Annotated in this window: 26 protein-coding genes; 14 read left to right on the plus strand and 12 right to left on the minus strand. The window is 62.4% G+C overall.

What is annotated here, in order from left to right; genetic code table 11:
• Positions 1-324, plus strand: a complete 324-nt coding sequence (locus AB4Y32_RS11000) for a DUF3331 domain-containing protein (RefSeq protein ID WP_162849230.1) — start codon at positions 1-3, stop codon at positions 322-324.
• Positions 325-780: 456 nt separating this feature from the next.
• Entirely contained in the window at positions 781-1,452 is a 672-nt protein-coding gene (locus AB4Y32_RS11005) for an FMN-dependent NADH-azoreductase (RefSeq protein WP_368721364.1), read from the plus strand.
• Between the two features lie 107 nt (positions 1,453-1,559).
• Here the strand turns inward: AB4Y32_RS11005 and AB4Y32_RS11010 are convergent, their stop codons facing one another.
• The 3 genes from AB4Y32_RS11010 to AB4Y32_RS11020 all read right to left on the minus strand — a co-directional run bounded on the left by AB4Y32_RS11010 (position 1,560) and on the right by AB4Y32_RS11020 (position 5,310).
• Complete coding sequence (locus AB4Y32_RS11010) at positions 1,560-2,117, minus strand: Rrf2 family transcriptional regulator (RefSeq protein WP_368721365.1); 558 nt, start codon at positions 2,115-2,117, stop codon at positions 1,560-1,562.
• A 116-nt stretch (positions 2,118-2,233) separates the two neighbouring features.
• Positions 2,234-3,160: a LysR family transcriptional regulator gene (locus tag AB4Y32_RS11015; RefSeq protein ID WP_368721366.1), complete on the minus strand. Its 927-nt coding sequence runs from the start codon at positions 3,158-3,160 to the stop codon at positions 2,234-2,236.
• 254 nt (positions 3,161-3,414) lie between these two features.
• Positions 3,415-5,310: an NCS1 family nucleobase:cation symporter-1 gene (locus tag AB4Y32_RS11020; RefSeq protein ID WP_439899772.1), complete on the minus strand. Its 1,896-nt coding sequence runs from the start codon at positions 5,308-5,310 to the stop codon at positions 3,415-3,417.
• A gap of 75 nt (positions 5,311-5,385) precedes the next feature.
• On the opposite strand from AB4Y32_RS11020, the gene AB4Y32_RS11025 reads away from it, so the two are divergent.
• Positions 5,386-5,859: an Lrp/AsnC family transcriptional regulator gene (locus tag AB4Y32_RS11025; protein WP_368721367.1), complete on the plus strand. Its 474-nt coding sequence runs from the start codon at positions 5,386-5,388 to the stop codon at positions 5,857-5,859.
• A gap of 4 nt (positions 5,860-5,863) precedes the next feature.
• Here AB4Y32_RS11025 and AB4Y32_RS11030 read toward each other — a convergent pair whose 3' ends face one another.
• The 4 genes from AB4Y32_RS11030 to AB4Y32_RS11045 all read right to left on the minus strand — a co-directional run bounded on the left by AB4Y32_RS11030 (position 5,864) and on the right by AB4Y32_RS11045 (position 10,376).
• Positions 5,864-7,207, minus strand: coding sequence for an MFS transporter (locus AB4Y32_RS11030; protein ID WP_368721368.1), 1,344 nt, complete (start codon positions 7,205-7,207; stop codon positions 5,864-5,866).
• Between the two features lie 152 nt (positions 7,208-7,359).
• Complete coding sequence (locus tag AB4Y32_RS11035) at positions 7,360-7,608, minus strand: DUF2783 domain-containing protein (RefSeq protein WP_368721369.1); 249 nt, start codon at positions 7,606-7,608, stop codon at positions 7,360-7,362.
• A gap of 29 nt (positions 7,609-7,637) precedes the next feature.
• Positions 7,638-9,344 (minus strand): FAD-dependent oxidoreductase, encoded by a 1,707-nt coding sequence (locus tag AB4Y32_RS11040; protein ID WP_368721370.1) that lies wholly within the window; start codon positions 9,342-9,344, stop codon positions 7,638-7,640.
• A 72-nt stretch (positions 9,345-9,416) separates the two neighbouring features.
• The gene (locus tag AB4Y32_RS11045; RefSeq protein WP_368721371.1) at positions 9,417-10,376 is read right to left on the minus strand and encodes an MBL fold metallo-hydrolase; all 960 of its coding nucleotides are present in this window, start codon (positions 10,374-10,376) and stop codon (positions 9,417-9,419) included.
• A gap of 264 nt (positions 10,377-10,640) precedes the next feature.
• Here AB4Y32_RS11045 and AB4Y32_RS11050 point away from each other — a divergent pair, with 264 nt between their 5' ends.
• Positions 10,641-11,498, plus strand: coding sequence for an IclR family transcriptional regulator (locus tag AB4Y32_RS11050; RefSeq protein WP_368721372.1), 858 nt, complete (start codon positions 10,641-10,643; stop codon positions 11,496-11,498).
• A 2-nt stretch (positions 11,499-11,500) separates the two neighbouring features.
• The gene (locus tag AB4Y32_RS11055) at positions 11,501-12,364 is read left to right on the plus strand and encodes an IclR family transcriptional regulator (RefSeq protein ID WP_368721373.1); all 864 of its coding nucleotides are present in this window, start codon (positions 11,501-11,503) and stop codon (positions 12,362-12,364) included.
• Positions 12,365-12,386: 22 nt separating this feature from the next.
• On the opposite strand, the gene AB4Y32_RS11060 is transcribed toward AB4Y32_RS11055, so the two are convergent.
• The 3 genes from AB4Y32_RS11060 to AB4Y32_RS11070 all read right to left on the minus strand — a co-directional run bounded on the left by AB4Y32_RS11060 (position 12,387) and on the right by AB4Y32_RS11070 (position 15,251).
• Complete coding sequence (locus tag AB4Y32_RS11060; RefSeq protein ID WP_368721374.1) at positions 12,387-13,259, minus strand: MurR/RpiR family transcriptional regulator; 873 nt, start codon at positions 13,257-13,259, stop codon at positions 12,387-12,389.
• Positions 13,260-13,306: 47 nt separating this feature from the next.
• The gene (locus tag AB4Y32_RS11065; RefSeq protein ID WP_368721375.1) at positions 13,307-14,380 is read right to left on the minus strand and encodes an ABC transporter ATP-binding protein; all 1,074 of its coding nucleotides are present in this window, start codon (positions 14,378-14,380) and stop codon (positions 13,307-13,309) included.
• A gap of 97 nt (positions 14,381-14,477) precedes the next feature.
• On the minus strand, positions 14,478-15,251 hold the full coding sequence (locus AB4Y32_RS11070) for an SDR family oxidoreductase (RefSeq protein WP_368721376.1): 774 nt from the start codon (positions 15,249-15,251) through the stop codon (positions 14,478-14,480).
• A gap of 298 nt (positions 15,252-15,549) precedes the next feature.
• On the opposite strand from AB4Y32_RS11070, the gene AB4Y32_RS11075 reads away from it, so the two are divergent.
• The 3 genes from AB4Y32_RS11075 to AB4Y32_RS11085 all read left to right on the plus strand — a co-directional run bounded on the left by AB4Y32_RS11075 (position 15,550) and on the right by AB4Y32_RS11085 (position 18,715).
• Positions 15,550-16,782: a sugar ABC transporter substrate-binding protein gene (locus AB4Y32_RS11075; protein ID WP_368721377.1), complete on the plus strand. Its 1,233-nt coding sequence runs from the start codon at positions 15,550-15,552 to the stop codon at positions 16,780-16,782.
• A 200-nt stretch (positions 16,783-16,982) separates the two neighbouring features.
• On the plus strand, positions 16,983-17,873 hold the full coding sequence (locus tag AB4Y32_RS11080) for a carbohydrate ABC transporter permease (RefSeq protein ID WP_368721378.1): 891 nt from the start codon (positions 16,983-16,985) through the stop codon (positions 17,871-17,873).
• The gene (locus AB4Y32_RS11085) at positions 17,870-18,715 is read left to right on the plus strand and encodes a carbohydrate ABC transporter permease (protein ID WP_368721379.1); all 846 of its coding nucleotides are present in this window, start codon (positions 17,870-17,872) and stop codon (positions 18,713-18,715) included. The genes AB4Y32_RS11080 and AB4Y32_RS11085 overlap by 4 nt, the downstream gene beginning before the upstream one ends.
• Positions 18,716-18,858: 143 nt before the next feature.
• On the opposite strand, the gene AB4Y32_RS11090 is transcribed toward AB4Y32_RS11085, so the two are convergent.
• Complete coding sequence (locus AB4Y32_RS11090; RefSeq protein ID WP_368721380.1) at positions 18,859-19,974, minus strand: hypothetical protein; 1,116 nt, start codon at positions 19,972-19,974, stop codon at positions 18,859-18,861.
• 1,133 nt (positions 19,975-21,107) lie between these two features.
• Here AB4Y32_RS11090 and AB4Y32_RS11095 point away from each other — a divergent pair.
• The 3 genes from AB4Y32_RS11095 to AB4Y32_RS11105 all read left to right on the plus strand — a co-directional run bounded on the left by AB4Y32_RS11095 (position 21,108) and on the right by AB4Y32_RS11105 (position 22,843).
• Positions 21,108-21,392: a hypothetical protein gene (locus tag AB4Y32_RS11095; protein ID WP_368721381.1), complete on the plus strand. Its 285-nt coding sequence runs from the start codon at positions 21,108-21,110 to the stop codon at positions 21,390-21,392.
• A 164-nt stretch (positions 21,393-21,556) separates the two neighbouring features.
• A complete protein-coding gene (locus tag AB4Y32_RS11100) occupies positions 21,557-21,994 on the plus strand; it encodes a carboxymuconolactone decarboxylase family protein (protein ID WP_368721382.1) in 438 nt (145 codons plus the stop codon).
• Between the two features lie 138 nt (positions 21,995-22,132).
• Entirely contained in the window at positions 22,133-22,843 is a 711-nt protein-coding gene (locus tag AB4Y32_RS11105; protein WP_368721383.1) for a dienelactone hydrolase family protein, read from the plus strand.
• A 133-nt stretch (positions 22,844-22,976) separates the two neighbouring features.
• On the opposite strand, the gene AB4Y32_RS11110 is transcribed toward AB4Y32_RS11105, so the two are convergent.
• Complete coding sequence (locus tag AB4Y32_RS11110) at positions 22,977-23,411, minus strand: hypothetical protein (protein WP_368721384.1); 435 nt, start codon at positions 23,409-23,411, stop codon at positions 22,977-22,979.
• 383 nt (positions 23,412-23,794) lie between these two features.
• Here AB4Y32_RS11110 and AB4Y32_RS11115 point away from each other — a divergent pair, with 383 nt between their 5' ends.
• The 3 genes from AB4Y32_RS11115 (at position 23,795) to AB4Y32_RS11125 (ending at position 25,800) form a co-directional block, all read left to right on the plus strand.
• Entirely contained in the window at positions 23,795-24,499 is a 705-nt protein-coding gene (locus AB4Y32_RS11115) for an NADPH-dependent F420 reductase (RefSeq protein ID WP_439899773.1), read from the plus strand.
• A 163-nt stretch (positions 24,500-24,662) separates the two neighbouring features.
• On the plus strand, positions 24,663-24,839 hold the full coding sequence (locus AB4Y32_RS11120; protein ID WP_368721386.1) for a hypothetical protein: 177 nt from the start codon (positions 24,663-24,665) through the stop codon (positions 24,837-24,839).
• Between the two features lie 472 nt (positions 24,840-25,311).
• On the plus strand, positions 25,312-25,800 hold the full coding sequence (locus tag AB4Y32_RS11125) for an NUDIX domain-containing protein (protein ID WP_368721387.1): 489 nt from the start codon (positions 25,312-25,314) through the stop codon (positions 25,798-25,800).
• Positions 25,801-25,828 lie beyond the last annotated feature (28 nt).

Raw genomic sequence — 25,828 nt, forward strand, 5'->3', positions numbered from 1 at the left:
ATGACCAAACGGCCGCCGCCCGAAGCGCTAGAACCTGTCGAAGTGGAACCGCCGCCGGCGCATATTTCAATTCTCGAACTTCTGTCGTCGAAGACCCTTAGTGTCTGCTGGAGCGACCCGCGCTCGGGCCATTACGCGGATCAGGTATGGCGGATCGGCCTCGCGCGCAAGGACGCCTTCTGCGTTCTGACAGGCAGGCCGATTCGACGCGGCGATCCTGTGTTCCGTCCGCGCGCGTGCGAAACGTATTTCCCCGCAAACCGCAACCGAATGATTCTCGCGTCGGAAGTGCCCGGCTATGCGAGGGGCATCGTACTCGATTAGTTTCGATGGTCGATTCGTCCGGCGCATAAATGTATATAAGGAAGTGGAGAAACTTGGGTATTTGTGTGTCATTGTCATACGCTCGACTTCTTTCCTGTTCAACGGCGGCCAAATGGCCGCCGTTTTCCTTGGCACGTACGATGCCTTCCCGAAATACAGTTTCCCGTTTTCGTCACGGATGCTCAGGCCGTCCCCCTCGATAACCGCATAAGCCTCACTGCATAAGCCCTCTCGCTTCTTCACACGAATTCCGGATGCACGACGCCCGGAATCTCGTCTGCATCCCCTCCGTTGCACTGAATTCACAAACCCGCTATTCTCACAACTACGATTCATATAGTCGCAGTATCAGAAACATGACACGAGCGAAAGTTCTTTCGCTCGCGAGTGACGCAGCCGTCTTCCGCCGTCAGATGCGGCGCCGATTTTCAAAAACGTAGCAATTGGAGAGCAAGCATGAAGGTTTTTCACGTCGATTCGAGCGCGAAGCGCGAACGGTCCAATTCCCGCACACTGTCGCGCCAGTTCATCGACAACCTGCGCAGTGAAGGCGTAGATGTCGAAGTCGATTACCTCGATGTCACTGTCGACACGCCGGCGCACGTCACGGAGGCGTTCGCGATCGCGACGTACCGCGAAGCACACGAGCGCACCGATGAAATGCGAGCGACGCTCGCTGCTTCCGATGCACTGTGCAAGCGCCTCTTCGAGGCCGACGCGTTCGTCTTTGCGATGCCGATGTACAACTGGTCGATGCCGTCCGCGTTCAAGGCGTTCATCGACAACATCACGCGTGCCGGCATGACCTACAAGACAACGGAGGGTGGGCGCATCGTCGGCCAGTTGAATCGTCAGAAAGTACTGTTCATCACCACGCGCGGCGCGGACTTGCGTCCCGGCAACGTGTTCTCGTCGATGGATGCGTTGACGCCGGCGCTCAAGGCCGCATTTGGCTTCATTGGTGTCGACGACCCGACCTTCGTCGATGTGCAGCCGCTGCAATTCTCCGATCAGGAAGCACGCGTTGAAGCGTTGAAGCGCGCGCATGCAGACCTCGCAGCCGTGGCGACCGAGTGGGCGGCATGGGAGCGGGAACGCACCGGCAGCGAGCAACTCGAGACGGCATAAATCATCCGCTGCAAAACGGGGGCCATTCCGTCAGCAAACAAAAAGACCGCAGCCTCAATGCTGCGGCCTTTCGCGTTGAAATCGACGTGAATGTGATCTGGCGGCGACTATCGTTCCGCGTCGCGCGCCCGAAGCCGATCGCCACGCTCCCGGCGCCGGCCAGTCGCGCGCCCTTCGAGCCACTTTACGACTTGCGGCCCGAACGAGCGTGGCGCTTTCGCCGATGTGCGCGTCGCCAGCTCCGACAGCGATTGCGATGCCAGCGCCTCGCGCATGCGCTTCTCGGCGTTCTGCATCACCGCATGGATCGAGCAGACGCCGCTCGACGCCCATGTCGGCGCGGTCTCGCCGAATACCGCACAGCGCGTGCGCACTTCGCGGCATTCGAACAGCGGCTTGTCGCCGTCGATGGCCGTCACGACGTCGAGTACCGAAATCTGATTTGCCGGACGCGCCAGCGCAAAGCCGCCCTTCGCACCCTCTGTCGCAATGACGAGTCCCGCCTTATGCAACTTCGTAAACAGCTTCGCGACATAATCGGCAGGTACACCCTGCAGTTCCGCCAGGTCGCGCACGCTCGCTTCGGCCACACCGCCGGGCGCCTGTTCGGTCAGGTAAAGCAGGCAGTGCAACCCGTATTCGACGCCCGCGCTGATGTGAGACATATTCACTCCGACTCGTTTAATCGGAGTTAGGCTACCTGCTTTCGAATGCGGGTGCAACCCGGCAAACGCGGGCTGCCTGCCGGATTAAGGTCTGAACAATGGAAACGCCTCTCGTGCTAGAGAGGACGCGTGCTGTCGAGCGGGTGCAGTTCGAGCGCATCGTCGACAGCAAGCTCGTGTGCAATGAAGTCGATCAGCGTGCCCACGCGCCGGCTCGGCACCGCGCCCACATAGACCGCGAAGAGATCGATGCGTTCGCTAATGAATGCGTCCAGCGCGGTTTCGAGCCGGCCGGACATCAGTTCGTGATAGATATCCCAACGGTTCTTGAGAACAACGCCGAAGCCGTTGACAGCCCATTCGCGCAGCACGCTGCCATCGCTCGCCACACGATTACCCGATACTTTCACCGACACCTTCTTGCCGTCGATGATGAACGGCCAGTCCGAGAGCGGTCCATCGGGCCGCGCGAATATCAGGCAATTGTGCGAAGAAAGTTGCGACGGGTGCATCGGCTTGCCGTTCGCCGTCCAGTATGACGGCGCCGCACAGACGACGAGCGGGCCCGTCAGCAGCAAGCGCGCCTTGAGCCGCGAATCGATCAGGGGTCCGTTGCGCAACGCAAGGTCCAGACGCTGATCGACGAGATCGACCACTCCGTCGGACAATAGCAGCGAGACCTGCACTTGCGGATGCAGGCCCATGAACTTGTCGAGCAATGGCACGATGCGGGTCCGGCCGAAGTCGTTGCTGGCCGTCAGACGGATTGGTCCGTTCAACGGGCCGTCGTCGCGCAGGCTCAGTATTGCGGCATCCCAGTCGGCGAGCACGCGGCGCGCATCGTCGAGGAAACGTTGACCTTCGTGCGTGAATGAGAGCCGCCGTGTCGTGCGCGTAATGAGCCGCGCGCCGACTTCCTCTTCCAGCTTTTGCAGCGCAAGTGTGACTGTCGAAGTCGAGATCGTGCTCTTTCGCGCGGCCGCGGAAAAACTCCCGGCTTCGGCGATTTCGACAAACAGCCTTAACGCGTCCAGCCGGTCCATCTTCGTGTCCGTTCGAAAGAGTCGTAGCAGTATGGGTTATTGCTTCGGCGGCTCTTGCTATTTACGCGCGCGCATATGGCGACGGTGGCGCGCCACGGGCGCGCAACCACGAATCGAATCCTGAGTATCGAATAATTCGATCGGTGTCTAAAGACAAACTAGCGCCGAAATCGGTCCATTAAGGCCTTCCCCACGCCCATATTTTTTCGCCTCGGAGAACTTACGCGAGCGCGAACGCGCGACCGGTCATTCTTTCAGGTTCTCCGCGCGAACCGCATCATCGCCACGTACAGCACCGCGCCCGCGACCGCACCGATCAGCCAGCCGAAATTGTTTTCGGGCAGCGCGTGCAGCAACTGCGTGCACAACTCCCAACCCACCGAGATGCATCCCGACAGCACGAGCGCGGCTACACCCACCTTGTTCCAGCCGCCGTCGTAATAGAAACGGCCCGTCGGCGCCATCGTATAGAGCTCGGCCGTTGGCACCTGCTGTTTCTTGATCAGATAGAAGTCGGCCATCATGACGCCATACAGCGGTGCGAGCACGGAGCCGAATACGCTGACGAAAATCGTAATTGCCTTTGGACTGTCGACAAAAATCCATGGGCAAACGAGCACGGCGAGAATGGACGCGATCAAACCGCCGCGCTTGAAGTCGACATGCTTCGGGAAAAGATTGGCGAGATCATAGGCAGGCGAAACAAAATTGGCGACGATATTAATGCCCATTGTCGCCACGATAAACGTCAGGCTGCCGATCACCACGGCGACCTTGTTCTGGATGTGCGCGACGATCGCGACGGGGTCCATGATCATCGAACCGAATACGCTCGCGCTACCCGACGTCACGATGACGGTAATGATCGCAAAGACGATGAAGTTGACGGGCAGCCCAAGGAAATTGCCGACTTTCATTTGCTGCTCGCTTCTTGCGAAGCGCGAGAAGTCGCCGAAATTGAGCAGCAACGCAGCGAAATAACTGACCACGAGGAGCATGGCATTACCCATGCCCGCAAACTGTTGCGTGCCCGTCAGCGTTTTGCCGCCAAGTGTCAGGCTCAAGCTGCCAAGCCCGGCTTGCGAAAGAATCCATGCCATCAGCGCGAACATCACGACGTACACAGCCGGTCCGCAAAAATCGATGAACTTGCGGATCGTCTCCATGCCGCGTTGGAAGATAAAGAGCTGGAAGATCCACATGAAAAGAAAGCTTATCCAGCCCAAGCCATCGAGTTTCAGAAAGCTCACTTCACGCAATGCGGCGGAAGCAGGAATGAACAAAAGCAGGAGTGTCGCTACTGCTTTGGACGCGAAGTAAGTTTGCACGCCATACCAGACGATGCCGACTATGCCGCGAATCATCGCGGCGAGATTTGCACCCATCACGCCCATGCTCACGCGCGCCATGACCGGGAACGGAATGCCGTGCATATAGCTCGGCTTGCCGACCCAGTTCATCAGCATGTAGACGACGAGAATGCCGACTGTCAGCGCGATCAGCACCTGCCAGCCGGAAATACCGAGCAGAAAGAGGCTCGCCGCGAACGTATAGCCGCCGACGCTATGCACGTCCGACATCCACATCGCAAAGATGCTATAGCCCGTCCAGGTGCGGCGGTCGTGCGGAACGGGCGCGAGATCGCGGTTGTGCAGGCGCGCATCGGCCTGCTCGGCCAAATCGCTGGAACCGTGCGGCGCATCGAAAAGAGGTGACGTGGACATGGCTCCCCCATGCTGGTTGAAGCATGGCCGTCTCCCGAAGACCGCCATGACTTGACGATGCGACGTGGCGCGCGCGTGATTCACTGCCGGGCACCGACTGGAATCACGTCCGCGATGACAGATTCTGTTTCTGCAAATATAGGTTGATTGTTTTACTAATAAAAGCGCCTGTCGATACGACAAAAAAAACAGGCGTGCGAATAGAAGCGAAGGGAAGAAACGCGCAAGAACCGCGCGGGGGATGAATGCTTCCGTGACCGATGAACGCGTCGCACGGCGTGGGTTTCGCCGCTGACCATCCCTGCCGGCGGCATCTTGCGGATGAGGCGGCACCCGTCGGCGGAGGGTAATCCGCCTATCTTTGCGGGCAAGGAAGCATGGTGAAGAATATACCAGGCAGACGCCGGGATAGGCTTCCTGTCTCACGCAAAAGACGCGCCCCGGCCGGAACATCGTTCCGGTAGAATAAAAATTCCCGGAACATCATTCCAAACGCACATCATGCAAGCGCGCAATCGCCCGTTGGACAATCAGGACCGCGCGATCATGCGCGCGCTGCAAAAGAACGCGCGCCTGTCGAATGCGGAGCTGGCCGAACTCGTCGGCATGTCGACCACTGCGTGCTGGAACCGCACGCGTCAACTCGAGGCCGATGGTTATATCCGCGGCTATGTCGCGTTGCTGGACCAGCAGAAGCTGGGCTTCGCGGACGTCGTGCTGATCGAGGTCACGCTCGACCGGCACGACGACGATGCGCTGGCCCGTTTCGGCGCAGAACTCGCGACGCTGCCCGAAGTGCTCGAGGCGTACCTCGTGTCGGGCGAATACGACTATCTGGTCAAGGTGGCCGTCGATGGCACGGCGGGCTATGAGCGCTTCCTGCGCGAAAGGCTCTACAAGATCTCCGGCATTCGACACAGCCGATCGATGTTCGCGCTGCGTTGCATGAAGAGCATTCCATCGGTGCAGGTCTAGGCAATCAAGCCGACGCCTGGTCCGCGATGCGCTGTGCAGGCACGCCGCACAGCAACGCGATGCCGCTCATGAACAGCAATGCCGTCAGCAGATAGAGCGCGTTGTCCATGCTGCCCGTTTGCGTCTTGATGAGCCCGATCACCCACGGGCTCACGATGCCGCTCGTAATGCCGATGCTGCTGATCAGTGCGATGCCCGCAGCAGCAGCCTTGCCCGAAAGATAACCGGACGGCACGGTCCAGAAGATCGGCAGCGCGGCGAAGATCAGCACGGCGGCAATCGACAGAATGCCGAGCATCGCGGCAAAGCTGCTCAGATGCAGCGTCAGCAGCGAGAGCGCAATGCCGCCCCCCATCGTGCAAAAAGCGAAATGCCGACGGCGCTCGCCGTGACGGTCCGAATGACGCGCAATCAGGATCAGCCCGACAGCGCCGATTGCATTGGGAATCACCGTGTACAGGCTGATCCACAGCACGTCGTGTACGCCGAAATCGCGGATCATCAACGGCATCCAGAAGTTGAGCGTCAACGATGCGCACGTCAGCGAAAAATAGATGAACGCGAACAGATAGACGCGCGGGTTGCGCAATGCGTCGATGAACGAGCGCGAAGAATGCGAACTCACGGGACGATGCTCGGCATCGCGTTGCGCGATCAGATGATCCTTCTCCTGCTGCGTGAGCCACGCGGCCTTTTGCGGCCCATCGACGAGCCAGAACGCAGCGAGCAATCCGAGCACGAGAGCGGGCGCGCCTTCGATTGCGAACATCCATTGCCAGCCGAACAGGCCCATTACGCCCGCCATGTCGCGCATGATCCAGCCGGAGATGAGTCCGCCGAGCACGCCCGCCACGGCGACGCCCGCGAAAAAGATCGACAGGATCACGGCGCGCCGTTGCGCCGGATACCAGTACGTCAGATACAGCACGATGCCCGGAAAGAAGCCCGCTTCGAACACGCCGAGCATGAACCGCAGCAGATAGAAATGCGACGGCTGCGAGACGAACATCATGCACACCGACGCCACGCCCCACAGCAGCATGATCCGCGTGAACGTGCGGCGCGCGCCGAAGCGAGCCAGGAGCAGATTGCTCGGCACTTCGCACACCACGTAGCCGATATAGAAGACGGCCGCGCCGAGTCCATACATCGCATCGCTGAAGCCGAGGTCGTGCTTCATCTGCAATTGCGCAAAGCCGATGTTGATGCGGTCGAGAAACGAAATGACGTAGCAGAGAAACAGAAACGGCACGATGCGCAACGTAACCTTGCGATACAGCGCCGTGTCGTCGTGCTGCGTGGCGGCAGAACCACCAGGCTCATAGGCATGCGGTACGGAATGGCTCATGGACTGACTCATCAGGATCTCCAGACAATACGGGTCCAACGGACCCAACGGGTCCGGCGTTTGTTGCGCCGTGTTGTGAGGTTGTGAAGGTGTGAGGCTGTGGGGGAAAGCGGCGGCTCGCGCGTGCTTACGCTGCGAGCCGCATCACAAGGTCAGGCGGCGACGCGCGGCGCGTTCGTTGCATGACCAGCGGCGGGCACATTCTTTCCGTCGACGCCTTCGCGCGCATATCGAATCGCTTCCATCAGCGTCGCATGGTCGCCGATATGATTCGCGAGGAGCAGAATCAGTTGCGCGTTGGCCGCCTGGCTTTGCGCTTCGTCGAAGTCGCGATGCATGTCGATCAGCGCTTCGTAGAAGTCATCGGGTTGTGTCAGATTGAGTTGCGTGATGAGTGCCACTTGTGTCTCCTTGCTCCGTTCGCCGCGATTCACGCCACGCCTTCCACGCACAAAGCCCGCTTGAGCGCGGCTTCGACGTGCGCCTGGTCCAGCGCGCGCCAGCGCGCGCACACATGCTGGTCCGGGCGGATCAGATAGAACGTGCCGGGCGTCGCGTCGTAACGTGAGAACGCAAGACCTTCCGCATCTTCGAGTACGACGGCACTCTTCAGATCGCGTACCGAATCGCCCGCGCCATCAGGCGCGACGATAACCAGCTTTAACGAAATCGGTCCATCGTGCAGCGCCTTCAACGCGCGTCTCGTCGCGGCATCGATGCCATCCTTGCCGCAGAACAGCACGCCCGTGAACACCTCGCCCAATTGCGCGAGCAGCCAGGCAGGCACACCGTTCAGCAAAACCGGAGCGTCCGCGCACGAAGTGCCCGGCACCATCTTGCCGTCGAAGCTGTCGCGATCGGCCGTGTTGAGCGCCGAATCACACAGCACCGCAGGCACTGAAAGACGCCCGCTGTTGGCGAGCGCACGCGCGAACGGATGCTTGCGCGCCAGCTTCAGGACGGCATCGCGGAACGTGCGGCTGACAGGCGACTTCGGCGTGATGAAATCGGTGGAACGCGTGGAGTTGCGGATGTTCTCGTCGGCTGCGTATTCGCGTTCGCTCGCATAGGTGTCGAGCAATGCGTCCGGCGCGCGGCCGTCGAGCACCATCGCGAGCTTCCACGCGATGTTCTCCGCGTCCTGAAAGCCGCTGTTCGCGCCGCGCGCGCCGAACGGCGACACCAGATGCGCGGCATCGCCGACGAACACCACGTTGCCATGCCGAAAGCGATCCATGCGCAGACACGAAAACGTGTAGACGCTGACCCATTCGAGTTCGAACTTCACGTCCGGTCCGAGCAGCGCGCGCACGCGAGGCAGCACGCGCTCGGGCGTTTTCTCGAGGACGGGGTCCGCGTCCCAGCCCAGCTGAAAGTCGATGCGCCACACGTTGTCCGGCTGATGATGCAGCAACACCGACTGATTCGGATGGAACGGCGGATCGAACCAGAACCAGCGCTCGCTCGGAAACTCCGCTTCCATCTTCACGTCGGCGATCAGGAAGCGGTCCTTGAACACACGGCCTTTGCTGTCGAGTCCCATCATGTTGCGGATCGGGCTGCGCGAACCGTCGGCGGCGACGACATAGCGGCCGCATAACGGATATTCGCCATCGGGCGTCTCGACGGTCAGCGTGACGAACGCATCGGCGGAACCCGGCTCGCCGTGCTGCTGCAAGCCGACCACCTTGTTCTTCCAGCGGATGTCGATATTCGGCAGGGACTGCGCGCGTTCGAGCAGAAAGCCTTCGACGTAGTACTGCTGCAGGTTGATGAACGCGGGACGACGATGCCCCGCCTCCGGCAGCAGATTGAACGTGTACACCAGTTCGTCTTGCAGGAACACCTTGCCGACGTTCCAGCTGATGCCCTTGTCGACCATCCGGTCGCCGCAGCCGAGGCGATCGAAGATATCGAGCGAGCGCTTCGAGAAGCAGATCGCACGCGAACCTGTCGAAAGCGAGCAGTCGTCGTCGACGAGCACGACGGGCACGCCGTGCTGCGCGAGATCGATTGCCGTCGCGAGCCCGACGGGCCCCGCGCCGACCACGATCACGGGATGCTTCGCCGCGACGTTGTCCTGCTCGGCGCAGCGCCGGTATTCGAACGACAAGGTCTGGTAGTCGATGCTGCTCATTCTGCTGTCTCCGTCCGTCTGCTCTGTGCTTCGTTCATGCCGCATCACGCCTGGCTGGCATCACGCCGGGAATCACGCCTGAAGCGCGTCCCACATGTCCTTGTCGCGCTGCGCGGTCCAGATGCGCGGATGCGTGATGCCGCTCGCCTCGTCATACGCGCGCGACACGTCGAACGGCAGGCAGTGCTCGTAGATAAAGACCTGTCCGAACTTCGGGTCCATCGCCTTGCGCGTGTGCGCCATCGCGGCCTTCAGATCGAGCTTCTCGGCGACGGCCTCGCGGCCGCTTTGCAGCAGCGTCGTGACGAAGTCCTTCGTATAGTCGAGGCCCTTGCTCACGTCTTCGGGCGTGGTGAGCGCGGGGCCGCGGCCCGGCACCAGCTTCTCGGCGTTCAGCGCGCGCAGCGCTTCGAGCGTCGCCGGCCACTGTGCGAGCTGCGCATCGCCGCAATAGCACGCGGCCTCGTATTCGACGAGATCGCCCGAGAACAGCACCTTTTGCGAAGGCAGCCACACGACGGTATCGCCCTTCGTGTGGCCCGCGCCCAGATGCGCGATGCGCACTTCGAGCTTGCCGAGGAACAGCGTGATTTCCTTCTCGAACACGAGCGTCGGCCATGTGAGGCCAGGCACCGTTTCGACGCCCGCAAAGAGGCGCGGAAAGCGCTCGATCTCCGACTTCATGTCGGCCTCGCCGCGCTCGACGATCATTTCATACGTGCCGCGGCTCGCGATGATCTGCTGCGCGCCTTCGTTGAAATACGCCGACGCGCCGAGCACGCGCACCGCGTGGTAGTGCGACAGCACGACGTATTTGATCGGCTTGTCGGTGACGCTGCGGATCTTCGCAATCAGGTCTTGCGCCATCGCGGGCGTCGCGGTCGTATCGACGATCAGCACGCCGTCGTCGCCGACGATCACGCCCGAGTTCGGGTCGCCTTCCGCCGTGTACGCATACGCGTTGTCGGATAGCTGCGTCCACGTGATCTTCTTCTCTTCGAGGTCGGCTTGCGATGCGAATGCCTTGGCCATGCTCGTCTCCGTCAATTGATGGGGCGACGGGCGAAACGGCGCGCGCCGCATGCGAACGGCCGGCGCACTGATGGATGACTGTCTCGCCCGATTGGTTGGAATTGCCCGGCGGCGGTTGCTGTCGCGTCGGGTTGATTCCATCTTAGACCCTGCCGATTATTTGTCAATAGCTAAACGTATCGCTATATGCTAATTTCGTGTTTACCCTGAGCGCTCGCTGGATCGGCGCGATCGTCGGCGGTCGAAGGCGCGCGTTCGTTTAACATGGACCTTTTTTCGGCGCGGACGAACGGCGTGAGCGGCATGAGCAAGGCAGCCAAAGAAGCCAAGGCAGCAACAGACAGCGAGACGGGCGCGGGCAAGCAGCAGCGCGGCATACAGAGCGTCGAGGTCGGCGGACGGCTGCTGCATGCGCTCGCGACGGCGCGCGCGCCGCTCGCGCTCTCCGACCTCGCGTCGGCCGCCGACATCGCGCCGGGCCAGGCGCACGCGTATCTCGTGAGCCTCACGCGGCTCGGCCTCATCAAGCGCGACGAACTCTCGGGACGTTACGAGCCGGGGCCGCTGTCATTGCGGCTCGGCCTGATGCGGCTCGCGAACCAGCCGGCGTTTCGTGCCGCCGTGCCGCGCGTCGCGGCGCTCGCCGAGGAGATCGGCTTCAGCGTCGCGATCTGCACGGCCGGGCCGCAAGGGCCGACCATCGTCCGCTACGAGCACGCGGGCTTTCCGCTGCATGTGAACCTGCATGTGGGCACGGTGATGTCGCTGCCCGCCACATCGACGGGACGCGTGTTCTGCGCGTTCGTTGCGCCCTCTCAATTGCAGACGATGTGGGCGAACCAGTCGGGCGGCTCGGCCGATATCGTCGCGCCCGCCGAGCGCAAGGCGTTCGACGCGACGCTTGCCGCCATCCGCGAGCGCGGCATCGAACGCGGCATCGACGCGCCGAGTCCCGGCATCAGCAGTCTTGCCGCGCCCGTGCTCGATGCCGCTAGGCAGTTGTGCCTCGCGCTGACGGTGATCGGCCCGAGCGGCGCAATCGACGTGAACTGGACAGGGCCGATCGCGCGAGCGCTGCAAAGCGCGGCGCGCGAGATCGGCGCGGATATCGTGGCGCATTGAACATGAACGAAGCCCTCAAGACCTCGTCGTCCGAAGCCGCGGACGCGAAACAGCAGCGCGGCATCCAGTCGCTCGACAGCACGGGCGAGCTGCTCACGGCTCTCGTCGCGGCGGGCAAGCCGTTGTCGTTGCGCGATCTGGCGGCGGCAGCGGGCATGCCGGCCGCGAAGGCCTTTCCGCATCTGGTGAGCCTGCAGAAAATTGGCTTGCTCGGGCGCGACGCGTCAGGCTGTTTCGAAGCGGGGCCGCTTGCGCTGGAACTGGGTCTGATCGGATTGCAACGCCTGTCACCGACACGCGAAGCGGAGCCCGAAATCGTCGATCTCGCGGTGACGACGGGCATGAGCGTCGCGATGGCCGTGCTCGGTCCACTGGGGCCGACCGTCGTGCGGCTTGAAGAATCGGCGCGGCCTTTGCATGTGAGCCTGCGCGTGGGCACGGTGATGTCGCTCGTCAACACGGCGATCGGCCGCGTGTTCGCCGCCCATGTCGCCGACGACGTGCGGCATGGTCTGCTCGTGCAGGATCATCTGCGTCTCGCGGGTGCGCAGCGCGCGGAGATCTTCGCGTCGCCGGATGCGCGCGCGGCGAAGCTCGCGCCGTCGTATGCCGAACGTCTCGCGAAGATCCGCGAGCATGGCATCGACACCGCGCTCAACAAGCCGATTCCCGGCATCAACACGCTGGCCGCGCCCGTCTTCGATCACACGGGCAGCATCGTGCTCGCGATCGCGCTGATGGGCACGGCGGGGAGTTTCGACAGCGACACGCAGGGCGGCGCCGCGCAAACCTTGCTCGCGGCGACGCAACGTCTGTCGCGCCGCTTCGGCTACGTGCATCGCCAAGTGTCAACGACGAACGCCTGACGAATGCCTCACCAACGCCTGACTAACGCGGCTCGTCCTCCGCGGCCTTGTCCGCTTCGTGCGACAGGCGCGCCTTCGCATGACGCATCTTCTCCAGCGTGTGGGGTTCGAGCCGCAACGCGACGCCGATCGCGAGCGCGTCCATCACGCACAGATGCACGAGCCGCGACACGCCCGGCGTATTCGGATCGACGGGACTCGGCACGCGCAGCAGCAACGGGATATCGACCATCCACGCGAGCCGCGAGCCCACGCTGGTCAACGCAATCGTCGTCGCGCCGCGCTCCTTCGCGATCTGCATGCTCTCGTTCACTTCGACGCTGCGCCCCGAATGCGAAATCGCGAACGCGACGTCGCCGGGTTCGAGCAGGCCCGCGTACAGCCGCTGCAAATGCCCATCCGTAAAAGCGCTCGCGGCGATGTCGAGGCGCAGGAAACGCAACGCCGCGTCCTGAGCGACGAGTCCCGAACCCGAGCCGACACCGAAGAAATACACGCGGCGCGCGCTCGCCAGCGCGGCCATCGCGGCATTTACCGCGACGGGGTCGATCGCGCTGCGCGCCTGCATGATGCCTTCGACGGCCGCTTCGCCGACCTTGTGAATCAGCGCCTGCGTATCGTCGTCGCGCGCGACGACCTGGGACGCATACGGCATCCCGCCCGCGACGCTTTGCGCGAGCTGCATCTTGAAGTCACGCAGGCCGTGCGCACCGACGGCACGGCAAAAGCGCGTGACGGAAGGCTCGGAGACGTCCGCGCGCTGCGCAAGCTCGGTGATGCTCGCGCGCATCGCGAAGTCGACATCCGACAGCACCATGTCGGCGACCTTGCGCTCGGCGGGCCGCAGCGATTCGAGCGCGCTGCGGATGTGAGGAATCAGGTTCGGTGCGGACACCCGTGCGTTCCTTTGGATTGAAGGTGAATCAACGGCATGTCGTCGCGTCAGCCGAGTCTGCGTCCGCTCTCCGTGTCGAACAGATGCGTGTGCTGCTCGGGAAAGCGCACCGTCACGCGCTGGCCCGGCTCGATCGACGCGCGCTGGCGCATCGTCACGCACCACGACGCGCCGCCGATCTTGCCGTACAGATGCGTTTCCGCGCCCGTCGGCTCGATCACTTCGACGTCCATCGGAATACCCTCGTTCGATGCTTCGATATGTTCGGGCCGCACGCCGAGCGTGACTTTCGCGCCGGGCTTCGCGGTCGCGCCGTTCGCGCCCGTCAGCGGAATCTGCGCGCCGTCGCCGAGTTGCAATGCAACGCCGTTCGCGGCGTTCACCACAACGCCCGCCGCGAAGTTCATCGACGGCGAGCCGAGAAAGCTCGCGACGAACAGATTGGCCGGCCGGTCGTACAGCTCAAGCGGACGCCCGATCTGCTCGATGCGCCCGGCGTTCATCACGACGATGCGATCAGCCATCGTCATCGCCTCGATCTGGTCGTGCGTGACGTAGATCACCGTGTTCTTCAGCCGCTGATGCAGCGCCTTGATCTCCGTGCGCATCTGCACGCGCAGCTTCGCGTCGAGGTTCGACAGCGGCTCGTCGAACAGGAACAGCGACGGCTCGCGCACCACCGCGCGCCCCATCGCGACGCGCTGACGCTGCCCGCCCGACAGCGCGCGCGGCAAGCGGTCCAGATAGCCGCTGAGGTTCAGCATCTTCGCGGCCGCCTCGATGCGCGGCTTGAAGCTCGTCGACGCTTCCTTGCGGATACGCGGGCCGAACGCGATGTTGTCGTACACGGACAGATGCGGATACAGCGCGTAGCTCTGGAACACCATCGAGATATTGCGCTGCTGCGGCGGCAGACCGTTCGCGCGCGTGCCGCCGATCGTCAGTTCGCCGCCGCTGATTTCCTCGAGGCCCGCGACCATCCGCATCAACGTGCTCTTGCCGCAACCCGACGGGCCGACCAGCACGACGAACTCGCCGTCGTCGATGTGCAGGTCGATGCCGTGCACGACCTGCGTGTCGCCGTAACGCTTGTAGATGCCGCTCAGTTGCACTGCTGCCATGCTGTCCTCATCGTCGTCGTGCGCGGCGTTGCATGTCGCCGCGTTGCGGTTGTGCGGTCACGATGCCTGTTCGAAGGCGTTAATAGCGTTAAAGGCGTTATAGCGATTCGAGCGTCAGCTCCTCGGCCATCAGGCGATTGCCCGCCATCAGCCCGCCATCGACGGGCAGCGCGACGCCCGTGATCACGCGCGCCATCGGCGACGCGAGAAAGAGCACGGCATCGGCGATATCGTCGGGCGTCGCGAAGTCGCGCAGCGGATACCACTTTTTCAGGTTCTCGAAGACCTGCGGATTCTTGTCGACGCGCGCCTGCCACGCCTTCGTCTTCACGGTGCCCGGACACACGATGTTCGCGCGTACGCCGTACCGGCCCAGTTCGATCGCGAGCGACTTCGTATAGCTGATGAGCCCCGCCTTCGCCGCGCTGTACGCGGGATGGCCGAGCGCCGCCATGCCGTTCACCGAGCCGATCAGCACGATCGACCCGCGCTGCCGTTCGATCATCGACGCGCGCACTGCTTCGACCGTGTGATACGTGCCGTTCAGGTTCAGATGCACGTCACGCTGCCAGCTTGCGGCATCCGTCTTTGCGAGCGTCAGCCCTTGCGCTGCGCCCGCGTTCGCGACGAGCACGTCGACGGGGCCGCGCGCGGTCACTGCTTGCGCGACGCGCTCGCGCACCGCGTCAGCATCGCCGAGATCGACGGCGACGGGCGTCACGTTGTCGGCGCCCAGGCTGGAAGCAAGCTCGTTCAGCGCGGCCGCGTCGATATCGAGCGCGAGCACAATCGCGCCGTCTTCGACGAAACGCCTGCACAGCACGCTGCCGATTCCACCGCACGCTCCCGTCACCAGCACGACACGCTTCATGTCCGTCCTCTCCACGTTCGCGGACGACCTGCGCATGAAGCGCAAGACCATCAATCGCTGTGTAAATTTCCTACATAGTGCACATTTTTAGGGTTTGAGAATGATGTGTTCGCTACATACGTCGCCAAACCCGCAGTGCACAAAAAGCCCCATCTTTTACGGCATCTTATGCAAAAAAGCGGGCGACAAAAAATATCGTCAGCCCTACGTGACAACATTTTTTTTCGTGTGTAGGATTTTTTCAAACAATCAACCCAAGCAGCCGGCTACGGCGGCGGACCACCTCAGGAGAGACGAAATGTCGTTGCATGCACGTGCTTCCCTTACGCTCGGCAAAGTCGCCGCAGCGCTCGCGTTTGCAGGTCTTGCCCTATCGGCGCACGCCGATACGGTGCGTGTGACGGTCGCGCACTACAGCGACGCGACGGCCCCGTACTTCGAGAAAATGGCCCGCCAGTTCGAGAAGGCCAACCCCGGCACCACGATCAAGATCGAGGACGTGAACTGGGACACGCTGCAACAGAAGCTGCAAACGGATATCTCGGGCAACGCCAACGCCGACCTCGCGATCGTCGGCACGCGCTGGCTGCTCGATTTCGTGAAGGACGACGTGGCCGAGCCGCTCGACGGCTACATGGACGCGAACTTCAAGGGCCGTTTCATCAGCCCGTTCCTCGCGCCTGGCCAGATCAACGGCAAGACGTACGGCCTGCCGATCGCCGCTTCGGCACGCGCGCTCTACTACAACAAGGATCTGCTCGCGAGCGTCGGCTATCCGAATGGCCCGAAGACGTGGAATGACGTGATCGACGCGTCGAAGAAACTGAAGGCGAAGGGCGTCGCCGGTTTCGGCCTGCAGGGCAAGGAAATCGAAACCGACGTGTACTACTACTACGCGCTGTGGACCAACGGCGGCGACGTGCTGAACAAGCAAGGCAAGGCCGGCTTCGATTCGCCCGCGGGCATCAAGGCGGCGACGCTGTACAAGTCGATGATCGACCAGGGCCTGACGCAACCGGGCGTGACGGGCTACAGCCGCGAGGACGTGCAGAACCTGTTCAAGCAGGGCCGCGTCGCGATGGTGATCTCCGCGCCGTTCCTCGCGAAGCAGATCAAGAAGGAAGCGCCGAATCTGAAGTACGGCATCGACCCGGTTCCCGTCGGCACGAATGGCGCAACGTATGCCGTCACCGATTCGATCGTGATGTTCAAGAACTCGAAGGTGAAGAAGGACGCGTGGAAGTTCCTCGACTATCTGTTCACGAAGGAGCCGCGCGTCGAGTTCACGAGCACGGAAGGCTTCCTGCCGACGACGAAGGCCGAAGCCGCCGACCCCGCGTTCAACGATGCCGACACGAAGGCCTTCATCGCCCTCTTGCCGCAAGCGCGTTTCGCGCCGACGGTGACGGGCTGGGAAGACACCGCGAAGGCCGTGACGAACGCGATGCAGGCCGTATATCTCGGCAAGGCGAAGCCCGACGATGCGCTGAAGCAGGCGGCCAACCAGGCAAACCAGGCGCTCGGCCATTGAGGCGCACCTGATCCGTCGTTGAAGATTCGTCATTAGCGAAGTACGGAAGCCGCATCGGCTCGATGTCGATGCGGCTTCAAGTTCGATGTGCGCGCGCTGCGCTTGCTTCGTTGCGAAGCGTGCGCCGTATTGCATCCGGCCCATTCCGTCCCGAGGGCTTCATGAGTTCCAACGCCCAAGCAACTGTCGATCGAGCGCGCATGAGCCGTTCCATCGCGCCGCGCGCCGCCGCGCCCTGGTGGCTGATCGCGCCGAGTCTGATCCTCGCGCTGTTCATCATCAGCTATCCGATCTTCAACATCGTGTACCAGTCGCTGCACGATGTGTCGCGCTTCGGTGCGATTCGCGATTTCACCGGCCTGAAGAACTTCTATACCGTCTTCGCCGACCCCGTGTTTCTCGATTCGCTGCGCCGGACGATCGTATGGACGGCTTGCGTGGTCGGCGGCACGGTCATCATTTCGGTACCCGTCGCGCTCGTGCTGAATCAGGACTTTCATGGCCGCGGCATCGCACGCACGATCGTGATGCTGCCGTGGTCCGTCTCTCTGACGATGACAGCCGTTGTCTGGCGCTGGGCCTTCAACGACGACTACGGGATGGTCAACGTCACGTTGCAGCGGCTCGGGCTGATCGGCGGCCCGATTCACTGGCTCGCGACGCCCGAGCTTGCGTTCCCCGTCGAGATCGCCGTCGGCATCCTCGTGTCGATTCCGTTCACGGTGACGATCCTGCTCGGTGGGCTGTCTTCCGTGCCCGGCGATATCTACGAAGCCGCGCGCATCGACGGCGCGAGCGCGTGGCAGCAGTTCCGCCAGTTGACGCTGCCATTGCTGCGGCCGTTCGTGAACATGGCGATCCTGCTCAACGTGATCTACGTGTTCAACTCGTTTCCGATCATCTGGGTGATGACGCAAGGCGGCCCCGACAACGGCACGCATATTCTCGTCACGTATCTGTACGAACTCGGCTTCCGGCTCGGGCGGCCCGGTCAGGCCGCGGCCGTGTCGCTGATCATGCTCGTGATGCTGTTCGTGTTCTCGGTGCTGTACCTGCGCGTTCAGCCGTCGAAGGAAGGAGAGCCCGCATGAACACGAAAATGAAGCGCACTGTGTGGTGCTGGCTCGCGCTGTCGCCGCTCATCGTGATCGTGCTGTTTCCGTTCGCCGTGATGCTGTTCACCGCATTGAAGCCCGCCCAGGAAGTGTTCATCTATCCGGCGCGCTGGTTTCCCGTGCATTGGCAATGGCAGAACTTCGTCGATATGTGGACGGCCGCGAACTTCGGCGTCGCGTTGCGCAACAGTTGCGTGATCAGTCTGCTGTCGACGGCGCTCGCGCTGGCCGTCAGCCTGCCCGCCGCATACGCGCTCGCGCGCTTCCCGTTTCGCGGGCGCGGACTCTATCGACAGTTTCTGCTCGTCACGCAGATGCTCTCGCCGATCCTGCTGGTGGTCGGCCTGTTCCGTCTCGCCGCGATGATTCCGTATGGCGACGGCAATCTCGTCGACTCGAAGATCGGCGTGATCGTCTCGTATGCGGCGTTCAATATCGCGTTCGCCGTGTGGATGCTGTCGTCGTATTTCCAGACCGTGCCGCGCGATCTCGAAGAGTCGGCGTGGCTCGAAGGATGCAGCCGCTCGCGCGCGGTGTTCAAGGTGTTCCTGCCGCTCGCCGTTCCCGCGATCGTCGTGACGGCGATCTTCACGTTCATCAATGCGTGGAACGAGTTTGCCGTCGTCTACACGCTGATCCGCTCGCCGGAGAACAAGACGCTCACCGTGCAAGTCACCGATATGGTAGCGGGCAAGTACGTCGTCGAATGGCATCTGGTGATGGCCGCGACGCTGTGCGCGACTTTGCCCGTGTCCGTCGTGTTCGCGTGGCTGCAGCGTTATCTCGTGAAGGGGCTCGCGCTCGGCGCCGTGAAGTAACGCGCGTTTTCGATTCGCGCGCGATGGTCGTCGCGGGTCGGGCTGTGTTTATGGTCCGCATGCTCGTTGTGCGGACGAAGCTGCCGCCGCTGTGCTGCGTCAGCCAGAGGCGCTTCGTCCGGTTCGTGGGTGTGCGCGTCGCGCTATCGTCCTCTGTACGTCAGCGTCGCCGGGTCGCTGCGCTTGAAGATCAGGAACCACGGAGAAACGAGCGGCCCGCCCGCGCTATTTGCCGCCACGATGACATCGCAGTGCTTCGTCTTGGTGTCGCAGCGTCGAAGCTGCCCCGTCGTCTCGGCCGCATTGCCCGAGATGGGAATGAACAGCTTTCCATCAGGCCCAAAGAGAATGGCCTGTGCAAACGCTCTCGGTGCGCCTGTCTCCCACAGCGGCAGCGAATCGCGAAGCTGGCCCGTTCGTCCGTCCAGCTTCAGAATCCTGTCCACGTCGTTCGCATTGCTGTTGTCCCGGAAGCTCGTGATCCAGAGATCGCCGTGGTCGTCGAATACCAGTCCCTCGGGGCGGTGAAAATCGGGCACGGTGTTGCTGGACGCGAACACGTCGATGAACTTCTTCGAGTACGGATCGAAGCGCAGCACATAGGCGATGAGCGCGTCGGCGGGGTCTGGCGAGAGAGGGCAGCCTCTCGCGGCGACATACAACAGGCCATCGGGACCGAAGACCACGCCGCGCGGATAGAAAGCGGGCTTGAAGTCGCGCCGGTCCAGATTGCCGAGGAAAGCGCCTGCGTCGTTGTATTCGTCCACGTTGCCTTCGTTGGCGCAGTCGCCGCCGCGAAGGCCGAGGTCCGCGACGTAAAAGCGATCACCCGGATCTCCGCGAACGATGCCCTGCGGGGCAAAAGCCGCACCCCGGTCGGTCGAAGAAACGAGCTTGCCGAGGAACATGCCCGTGTCGCCGTCGAAGCGCAAAACCTCCCCAGCCACTGAGCCGAAGTTCTGATTGACCACGATCAGTTGCCCATCGGTGAAGATCATGCCCATCGGACCATTCAGGCCTGCTGTTCCCGACTGCACGAATGTGCCGCGTGACGCGCCCGTTGACGCATCGAATCGTTTGACCGTGTTGTCGCCCAAATCGCCGACGTAGATGTCATCAGCTCTGGCAACCTGACCGCCCAGCAGTGCACCAACGACGAGAGCCGCGCCGATCAGAATCGAACGTCGTGCTTTCGTCATGGCCGAGGTGCGTCTTGTGCGCTGACGGTAGCGCGACATCGAGGGAGTACCTGTATTCATCGCCTGCCTCCATGGGGTTATGCATCGTTGGTGTTGCCCAGTGTGTCCTTGCATGGACGAGCCGCGTGTTCACAACTCATGCGCACGACTCACGCGGCCCGTACCCGTTACGACGTCGTGCGCATCTACCCGCCCGCCGATGAGGCGGCCTTGCGAGCCGCGAGTTGCACGCGGAATCGCTCAGTTGGTTTTGATTGAGGTTTTGCGGCCGAAAAGCCGAGGTGGCGACGAAACTCGAAGGACGACACGCGAGCATCCGGATCTGGAGCGAAGGCTGTTGTTCATGGCAGCTCCTTTCGAAGAATCGCCGACAGGCAAAGCGGGCCCTCCGCGCACCTGGGCGGATCGATTGAAATGCACGCCGGAAAAATGGGAACCGGCAAAACAGGACGGTCTTTCTTTTAGTGATCGTTGCCCGCCTGGCAACCGGCTGGCGCCGGCCAGGAGTTACGCGTGTATTGAGTAACGACAACGGCTTTGGCCAGCGAGAGTGAGTCGTTCGAGTCTGTCAAAGCCGTGCGGTCGGGATAGCGCTTGTCGTGCCAGAACAGTCAAACCCTTGCCCAGCAAGGCAACGAAAGGGCAGCGAAAGCCCGCGAGCTTTCACGCAGAAAGAATGCGGCAAGAACCATTTCAAACGTGATACGCGGCACCTTCGAAGTACCTTCACTATTCGCCAACGTTTCGCCGGCACTGGCCATTTAGAGGCTGAAACCCTTGTCCGCGTTCAGAGTTAGTCCGCTGTCGTCGAACGTTGCATTCCTGAACAGCGAATACGGGCACACGGGCGCGACGACGCTGCCGAACGAGCGCCGGAGCGCAAGTCGAATCGGCGCTCGCCTGATGCATTCGTGAAACCCGCAGCAGTTTTGATCGTGCAACGCGTGCCGCTAGTCGAAACAATCGCTGCGGCTGTTGTCAAAGCGGCTACGGGCAGCGAGGGATCGTTCGAAGCGCTATCGGGCTGGATGTCATGGGCGTGCAAAACTCACGGACGACAATCCGCCGAACAATGTTCACCACGTTGACACATACGACTCGCTAACATGAGGCGTGACGCGGTTGGCAAGGCAATGCCATGCTGGTCTGCTTGACGGCTCACAGTCCCATAGGGTCACAAACGGGAGATCGATTTGACCGAGCGCCACCTTGCATTGCGTGCCGTTGCGAATACTAAAGACCCCTTCGAAAGCCTGTTCATCGACTTGGGCGAACACTCGGCCGACAAGGCGCTCCTCGCTCTGACCGATGCAATGCACGCCCAACAGCGAGACATGAACGCATATGAGTGGCTTCTGAACGCCCTCCCCGGCGCGACGCTGAAGCCCGCGTTCGCAATCGGTACTGTCGGCGAGCTGTATCGGTCGTTCACGAGGCCCGCCGAGTTCGCGCGCCTGAACCGTCTTCACAGGTCGTAGCGGGTCATTTCGGCGTCGTCCGTCGTCGCACGGGTACGGCTGCCTCACGCCTCCAAAGTGGTTACCTCAAATTCATTCGAATTGGCCATTTCGCATGGCCAGTTCAGCGCCTAATCTTGGTCTTGTCGCGCAAGCAAACGCGCTCCATCACTGAGGAAACCATCATGGAACAACGTCTCGACTTCTACAAAGCGAACCCGCATGCGATCAAGGCGATGCTCGCCCTCGAAGAACGCATCGGCAAGAGTGACCTCGAAAAATCGCTGGCTGATCTGGTGCGCCTGCGCGCTTCGCAGATCAACGGCTGCGCGTTCTGCGTCGACATGCACACCACCGACGCACGCAAGGGCGGCGAAACCGACCGCCGTCTCGCGACGGTCATCGTGTGGCGCGAAACGCCGTTCTTCACGGCCCGCGAGCGCGCGGCCCTCGAATGGACGGAAGCCCTCACGCTGGTGTCAGAGAACCATGTGCCGGACGCAGTGTGGGAAGCGGTGAAGCCGCATTTCAGCGAGGCGGAACTGGTCGACCTGACGCTGCTCATTTCGGCGATCAACGCATGGAACCGCTTTGCGATCTCGTTCCGGAAGTTGCCGTCGTAAGCGCGCTCCAAACGGCGCATCGAGGTTGAAGAGGAAGCGGGCGATGCCCGCTTTTTTCATGTGTCCGCAGTCTGCGTCGCCGGATCAACGGCGCTATGCTATGGCGTCCAGTCAACATCAACGGGAAGACAGACGCTCATGACAACGACGACGGCATCAATGATTGCTTTTCGCCGGCCCGACGGCCAGGAACTGCAAGGCTATCTCGCCACGCCCGACAAACCCGATGGCGCGCCCGCCGTGGTCGTCATTCAGGAATGGTGGGGCTTGAACGATCAGATTCGCGGCGTCGCGAATCGCCTCGCGCAATCGGGCTACCTCGCGCTGGTGCCCGATCTGTATCGCGGCAAATCGACGGTCGAAGAGGAAGAGGCGCATCACCTGATGGATGGGCTCGACTTCGGCGACGCTGCGTCGCAGGACATCGTCGGCGCGATCCGATATCTGAAGGAGCGCGCGAGCCGCGTCGCCGTGATGGGCTACTGCATGGGCGGGGCGTTGACGCTTCTCTCACTGTGCCAGAGCGCCGATGTATCCGCGGGCGTGGTCTTCTACGGCTACCCTCCGCTGGAATACATCGACGCGTCGAAAATCAAGGCGCCCGTGCTCGGCCATTGGGCGACGCAAGACGCGGCCTTTCCGATCGCAAACGTGGATACGCTGGAGTCGAAGCTACGCGATGCGAACGTCGACGTGCAATTCCATCGCTACCTCGCGCAGCACGCGTTCACCAACGAGACGGCGGTCGGCAGCGGGCGCATCGCCATCACGCAGTACGACCCTGTGTGGTCGCAACTGGCCTGGGACAGGACGCTCACCTTCTTCGGCCGCACGCTCTGGGCGAAGTAAGCGCGAAGCGTTTCGCGCGATTCATAACGGGAGCTGGCCTTTGCGGATTGCAGTGCCCGGCGCGGTTTGACGCAGCGCGTCGCTCGTTACGGAGCGACTCCGGCGCTGCGCAGAACCACGCCGTGTTCGCCGATCAGTCGTCGTAGTGGCGATGCTTGTGATGGCGCCGGCCATGGTAGCCACGGTCATCCGCGTACGAATTCGAGCGCGAGACGTTACCACCGAGCGCCGCGCCTGCGCCGCCGCCCAGAGCCGCGCCGACGAGACCGCCTCCGCGTCCGCCCATCGCATTGCCTGCCGCCGTGCCGGCACCGCCGCCCAGCGCGCCGCCGATGATGGCGCCCGTGCGCTCGCGGCGGTTCGACGTAACGGCGCCGCCAGCGCCGCCGCCGACCGCGCCGCCGATCACGGCACCCGTGCTACCGCCGACTGCGCCGCCCAACGCCGCGCCGGCCACACCGCCGAGCGCGCCGCCAAGCGCATTGTTCATATCGCCGGCCAGCGCCGGCATCGACGTCGCAGCCGTGAGCGCTGCGATCGCGACCATCTGAATGATTCGGTTCGACATAGAAGGGTCAGTTGTTTTTGAGACGGCGCGAGTATAACTGGACATCTGAAAGGCCTTAGTAACGCCGGCCTGCCTCGCCGGTAAGAGGTGTAACAAAGTTCGCTTCGCAAATTTGCACGCGGCCGGAAGCAAGGCTGGAGCGGCTTCGGGCGCATTGTTTCGTGTTCGGCATGATACTTTTGGCTGGCGCAGCGTTGCGTGATGGCGACGTGGGCTTGCACTATTTGATCGACTCCGCTAGCGCTCGAAACGAGCGGCGATTGATCGCCGCCGATCGGCATGGAGGATGCTCGACATGGCATGACGAAACGGGCGCCGCGCCGGACGACTCGATACATGTGTCCGGTCACGCGCCGCTACATCCACTTGATCAGGAGAGTTCGATGAACATCAGCATCATCGGTGCAGGCAACATCGGCAAGGTGCTCGCGCGCCGCCTCGTCGAAAAAGGACACGCGGGACACGCGGTACGCATCGCCAATTCGCGCGGCGGCGCTTCGCTGCAAGCCGTCGCGCAGCAAACGGGCGCAACGGCGAGCAACGTGCCGGACATGATCGCGAACGCCGACGTGATCGTCGTGACGATCCCGCTCGCCAAGGTCCCGCAGTTGCCGAAGGGACTCTTCGACAACGCGAAGCCATCGGCTGTCGTGATCGATACGTGCAACTACTATCCGCGTCAGCGCGACGGCAGGATCGACGGCATCGAAGCGGGTGCGAACGAGAGCCGATGGGTCGAAGAGCAGATCGGGCATCCTGTGGTCAAGGTGTTCAACAACATCTACGCCGCGCATCTCGAAGGCATGGGCAAACCGGCGGGCACGGCGGGACGCATCGCGTTGCCCGTCTCGGGCGACGATCCGAAGGCGAAGCAGATCGTCTTCGGACTCGTCGACGACATCGGCTTCGATGCCGTGGATACGGGCACGATCGCAGATTCATGGCGTCAGCAGCCGGGCTCGCCTGTCTACACGGCCGATCTCGACGCGCAAGGCGTGAAGGACGCGCTGGCACGCGCATCGAAGGAACGCACCGCGGACTGGAAGGCGACGTCCGCCAGCCCGGGCACGTTCGATCATCCCGCGTGATCGGACGGACGTTGCACGACAATCACGCGACTGCGCCTCTTCGCGACTAAGCCGAACCCATCTTCATGAGGACCTCCCGTCTGCTACATCGCGCACGCCATGTAGCAGACGGCTATCGAGCAAAGCCGAAGCCGGGCTCGAACTGTTTCCCGGCGAAGGCCATATGCGCGTACATCGCTCGTTGCGCGGCATCGGGATCGCGTCCGGCACCGCGAAGAAATTGGATTCGTGCTGGCTGAGCCGCATCGCCGATTGCCTGAAGGCGTTCGCATTGTTGAGCGTCGCATCGAACGTATCGGCGGCGATGTGCTCGCGAAGCATCGTGATGACGCTCGCGTAGAACTGGTCGAGCATGCGGTTGTGCGGGGGGCCGTCAGCGCCGTATGAAATTCGCCGTCGACGCGATCGCTTCCGCATCCACGTCGTGTGCCTCGACCGCGTTGTGCATCTTCACGAGCATGGCCTGAAGCTTGTCGAGTTCTTCGGCTTTCAAGCGTTGCGCGGCAAAGCGCGCCCGTCGAGCAGAAAGGCCGCGAGATCCCTCGACAGCCGCAGCTTTGTGGCGTCATGCCGAGATTCCTCGACAGCCGCAGCTTTGTGGCGTCATGCTTCGGCGGGTGCAACCGGCCAGAAGCGGCCAGGCCCTTTCGACCTATGCCCTTGATTTGATGACAATCGCTATCCCGAGCGGGAGCAACCTCCGGATAAACTACGGTTCGCAAACAGTGGCGTAACAGACGCGGATCGATCCAAGCCGCTCGAACGCGGCGAACCGGAAGATCCACCAACCATGAAACGAAAGGAGAGACGTCATGCCTGGACTTGAGCGAGCCCGCGCGGCCATGCTTATCGACTCTGTCTGGCGCATGGTGCTTCGCTTCGGATTTCCGCTCGCTCGCGCCTGGTGGCACCTTCGACGGCCTCGCCATGAGGGCGCGCTAGTAGCAATCTACGTCGGACGGGCGCTATTACTGGTGAAGTCATCGTACCGGGCCGAGTGGAGTTTTCCCGGCGGGAGCATCAAGGCCGGTGAGACGCCTGATGCAGCGGCGCAGCGCGAAATGGAGGAGGAGATTGGTCTCTCATCGTACCCATTGCTCCCCGCGGGCAGCGTCTGCGGCACCTGGGACGGACGAAGAGACCGGGTGCATTTCTTTGAACTGCACCTCGAATGCATACCCGAGCTGCGCCTTGATAATCGTGAAATTATCAAGGCGCAGCTGGCATCGCCGGAGGAATTGCACAGCATCGCACTGACAGGTGCGGTCGCTGCGTACCTCGGCAGGAATCTCTCCTGCTAGCTGGACCCTTTCCTTGGGACATCTCGAC

Origin of the sequence: Paraburkholderia phymatum (assembly GCF_040965635.1) — a bacterium.
In the GTDB taxonomy this organism is placed as follows: domain Bacteria; phylum Pseudomonadota; class Gammaproteobacteria; order Burkholderiales; family Burkholderiaceae; genus Paraburkholderia; species Paraburkholderia phymatum_B.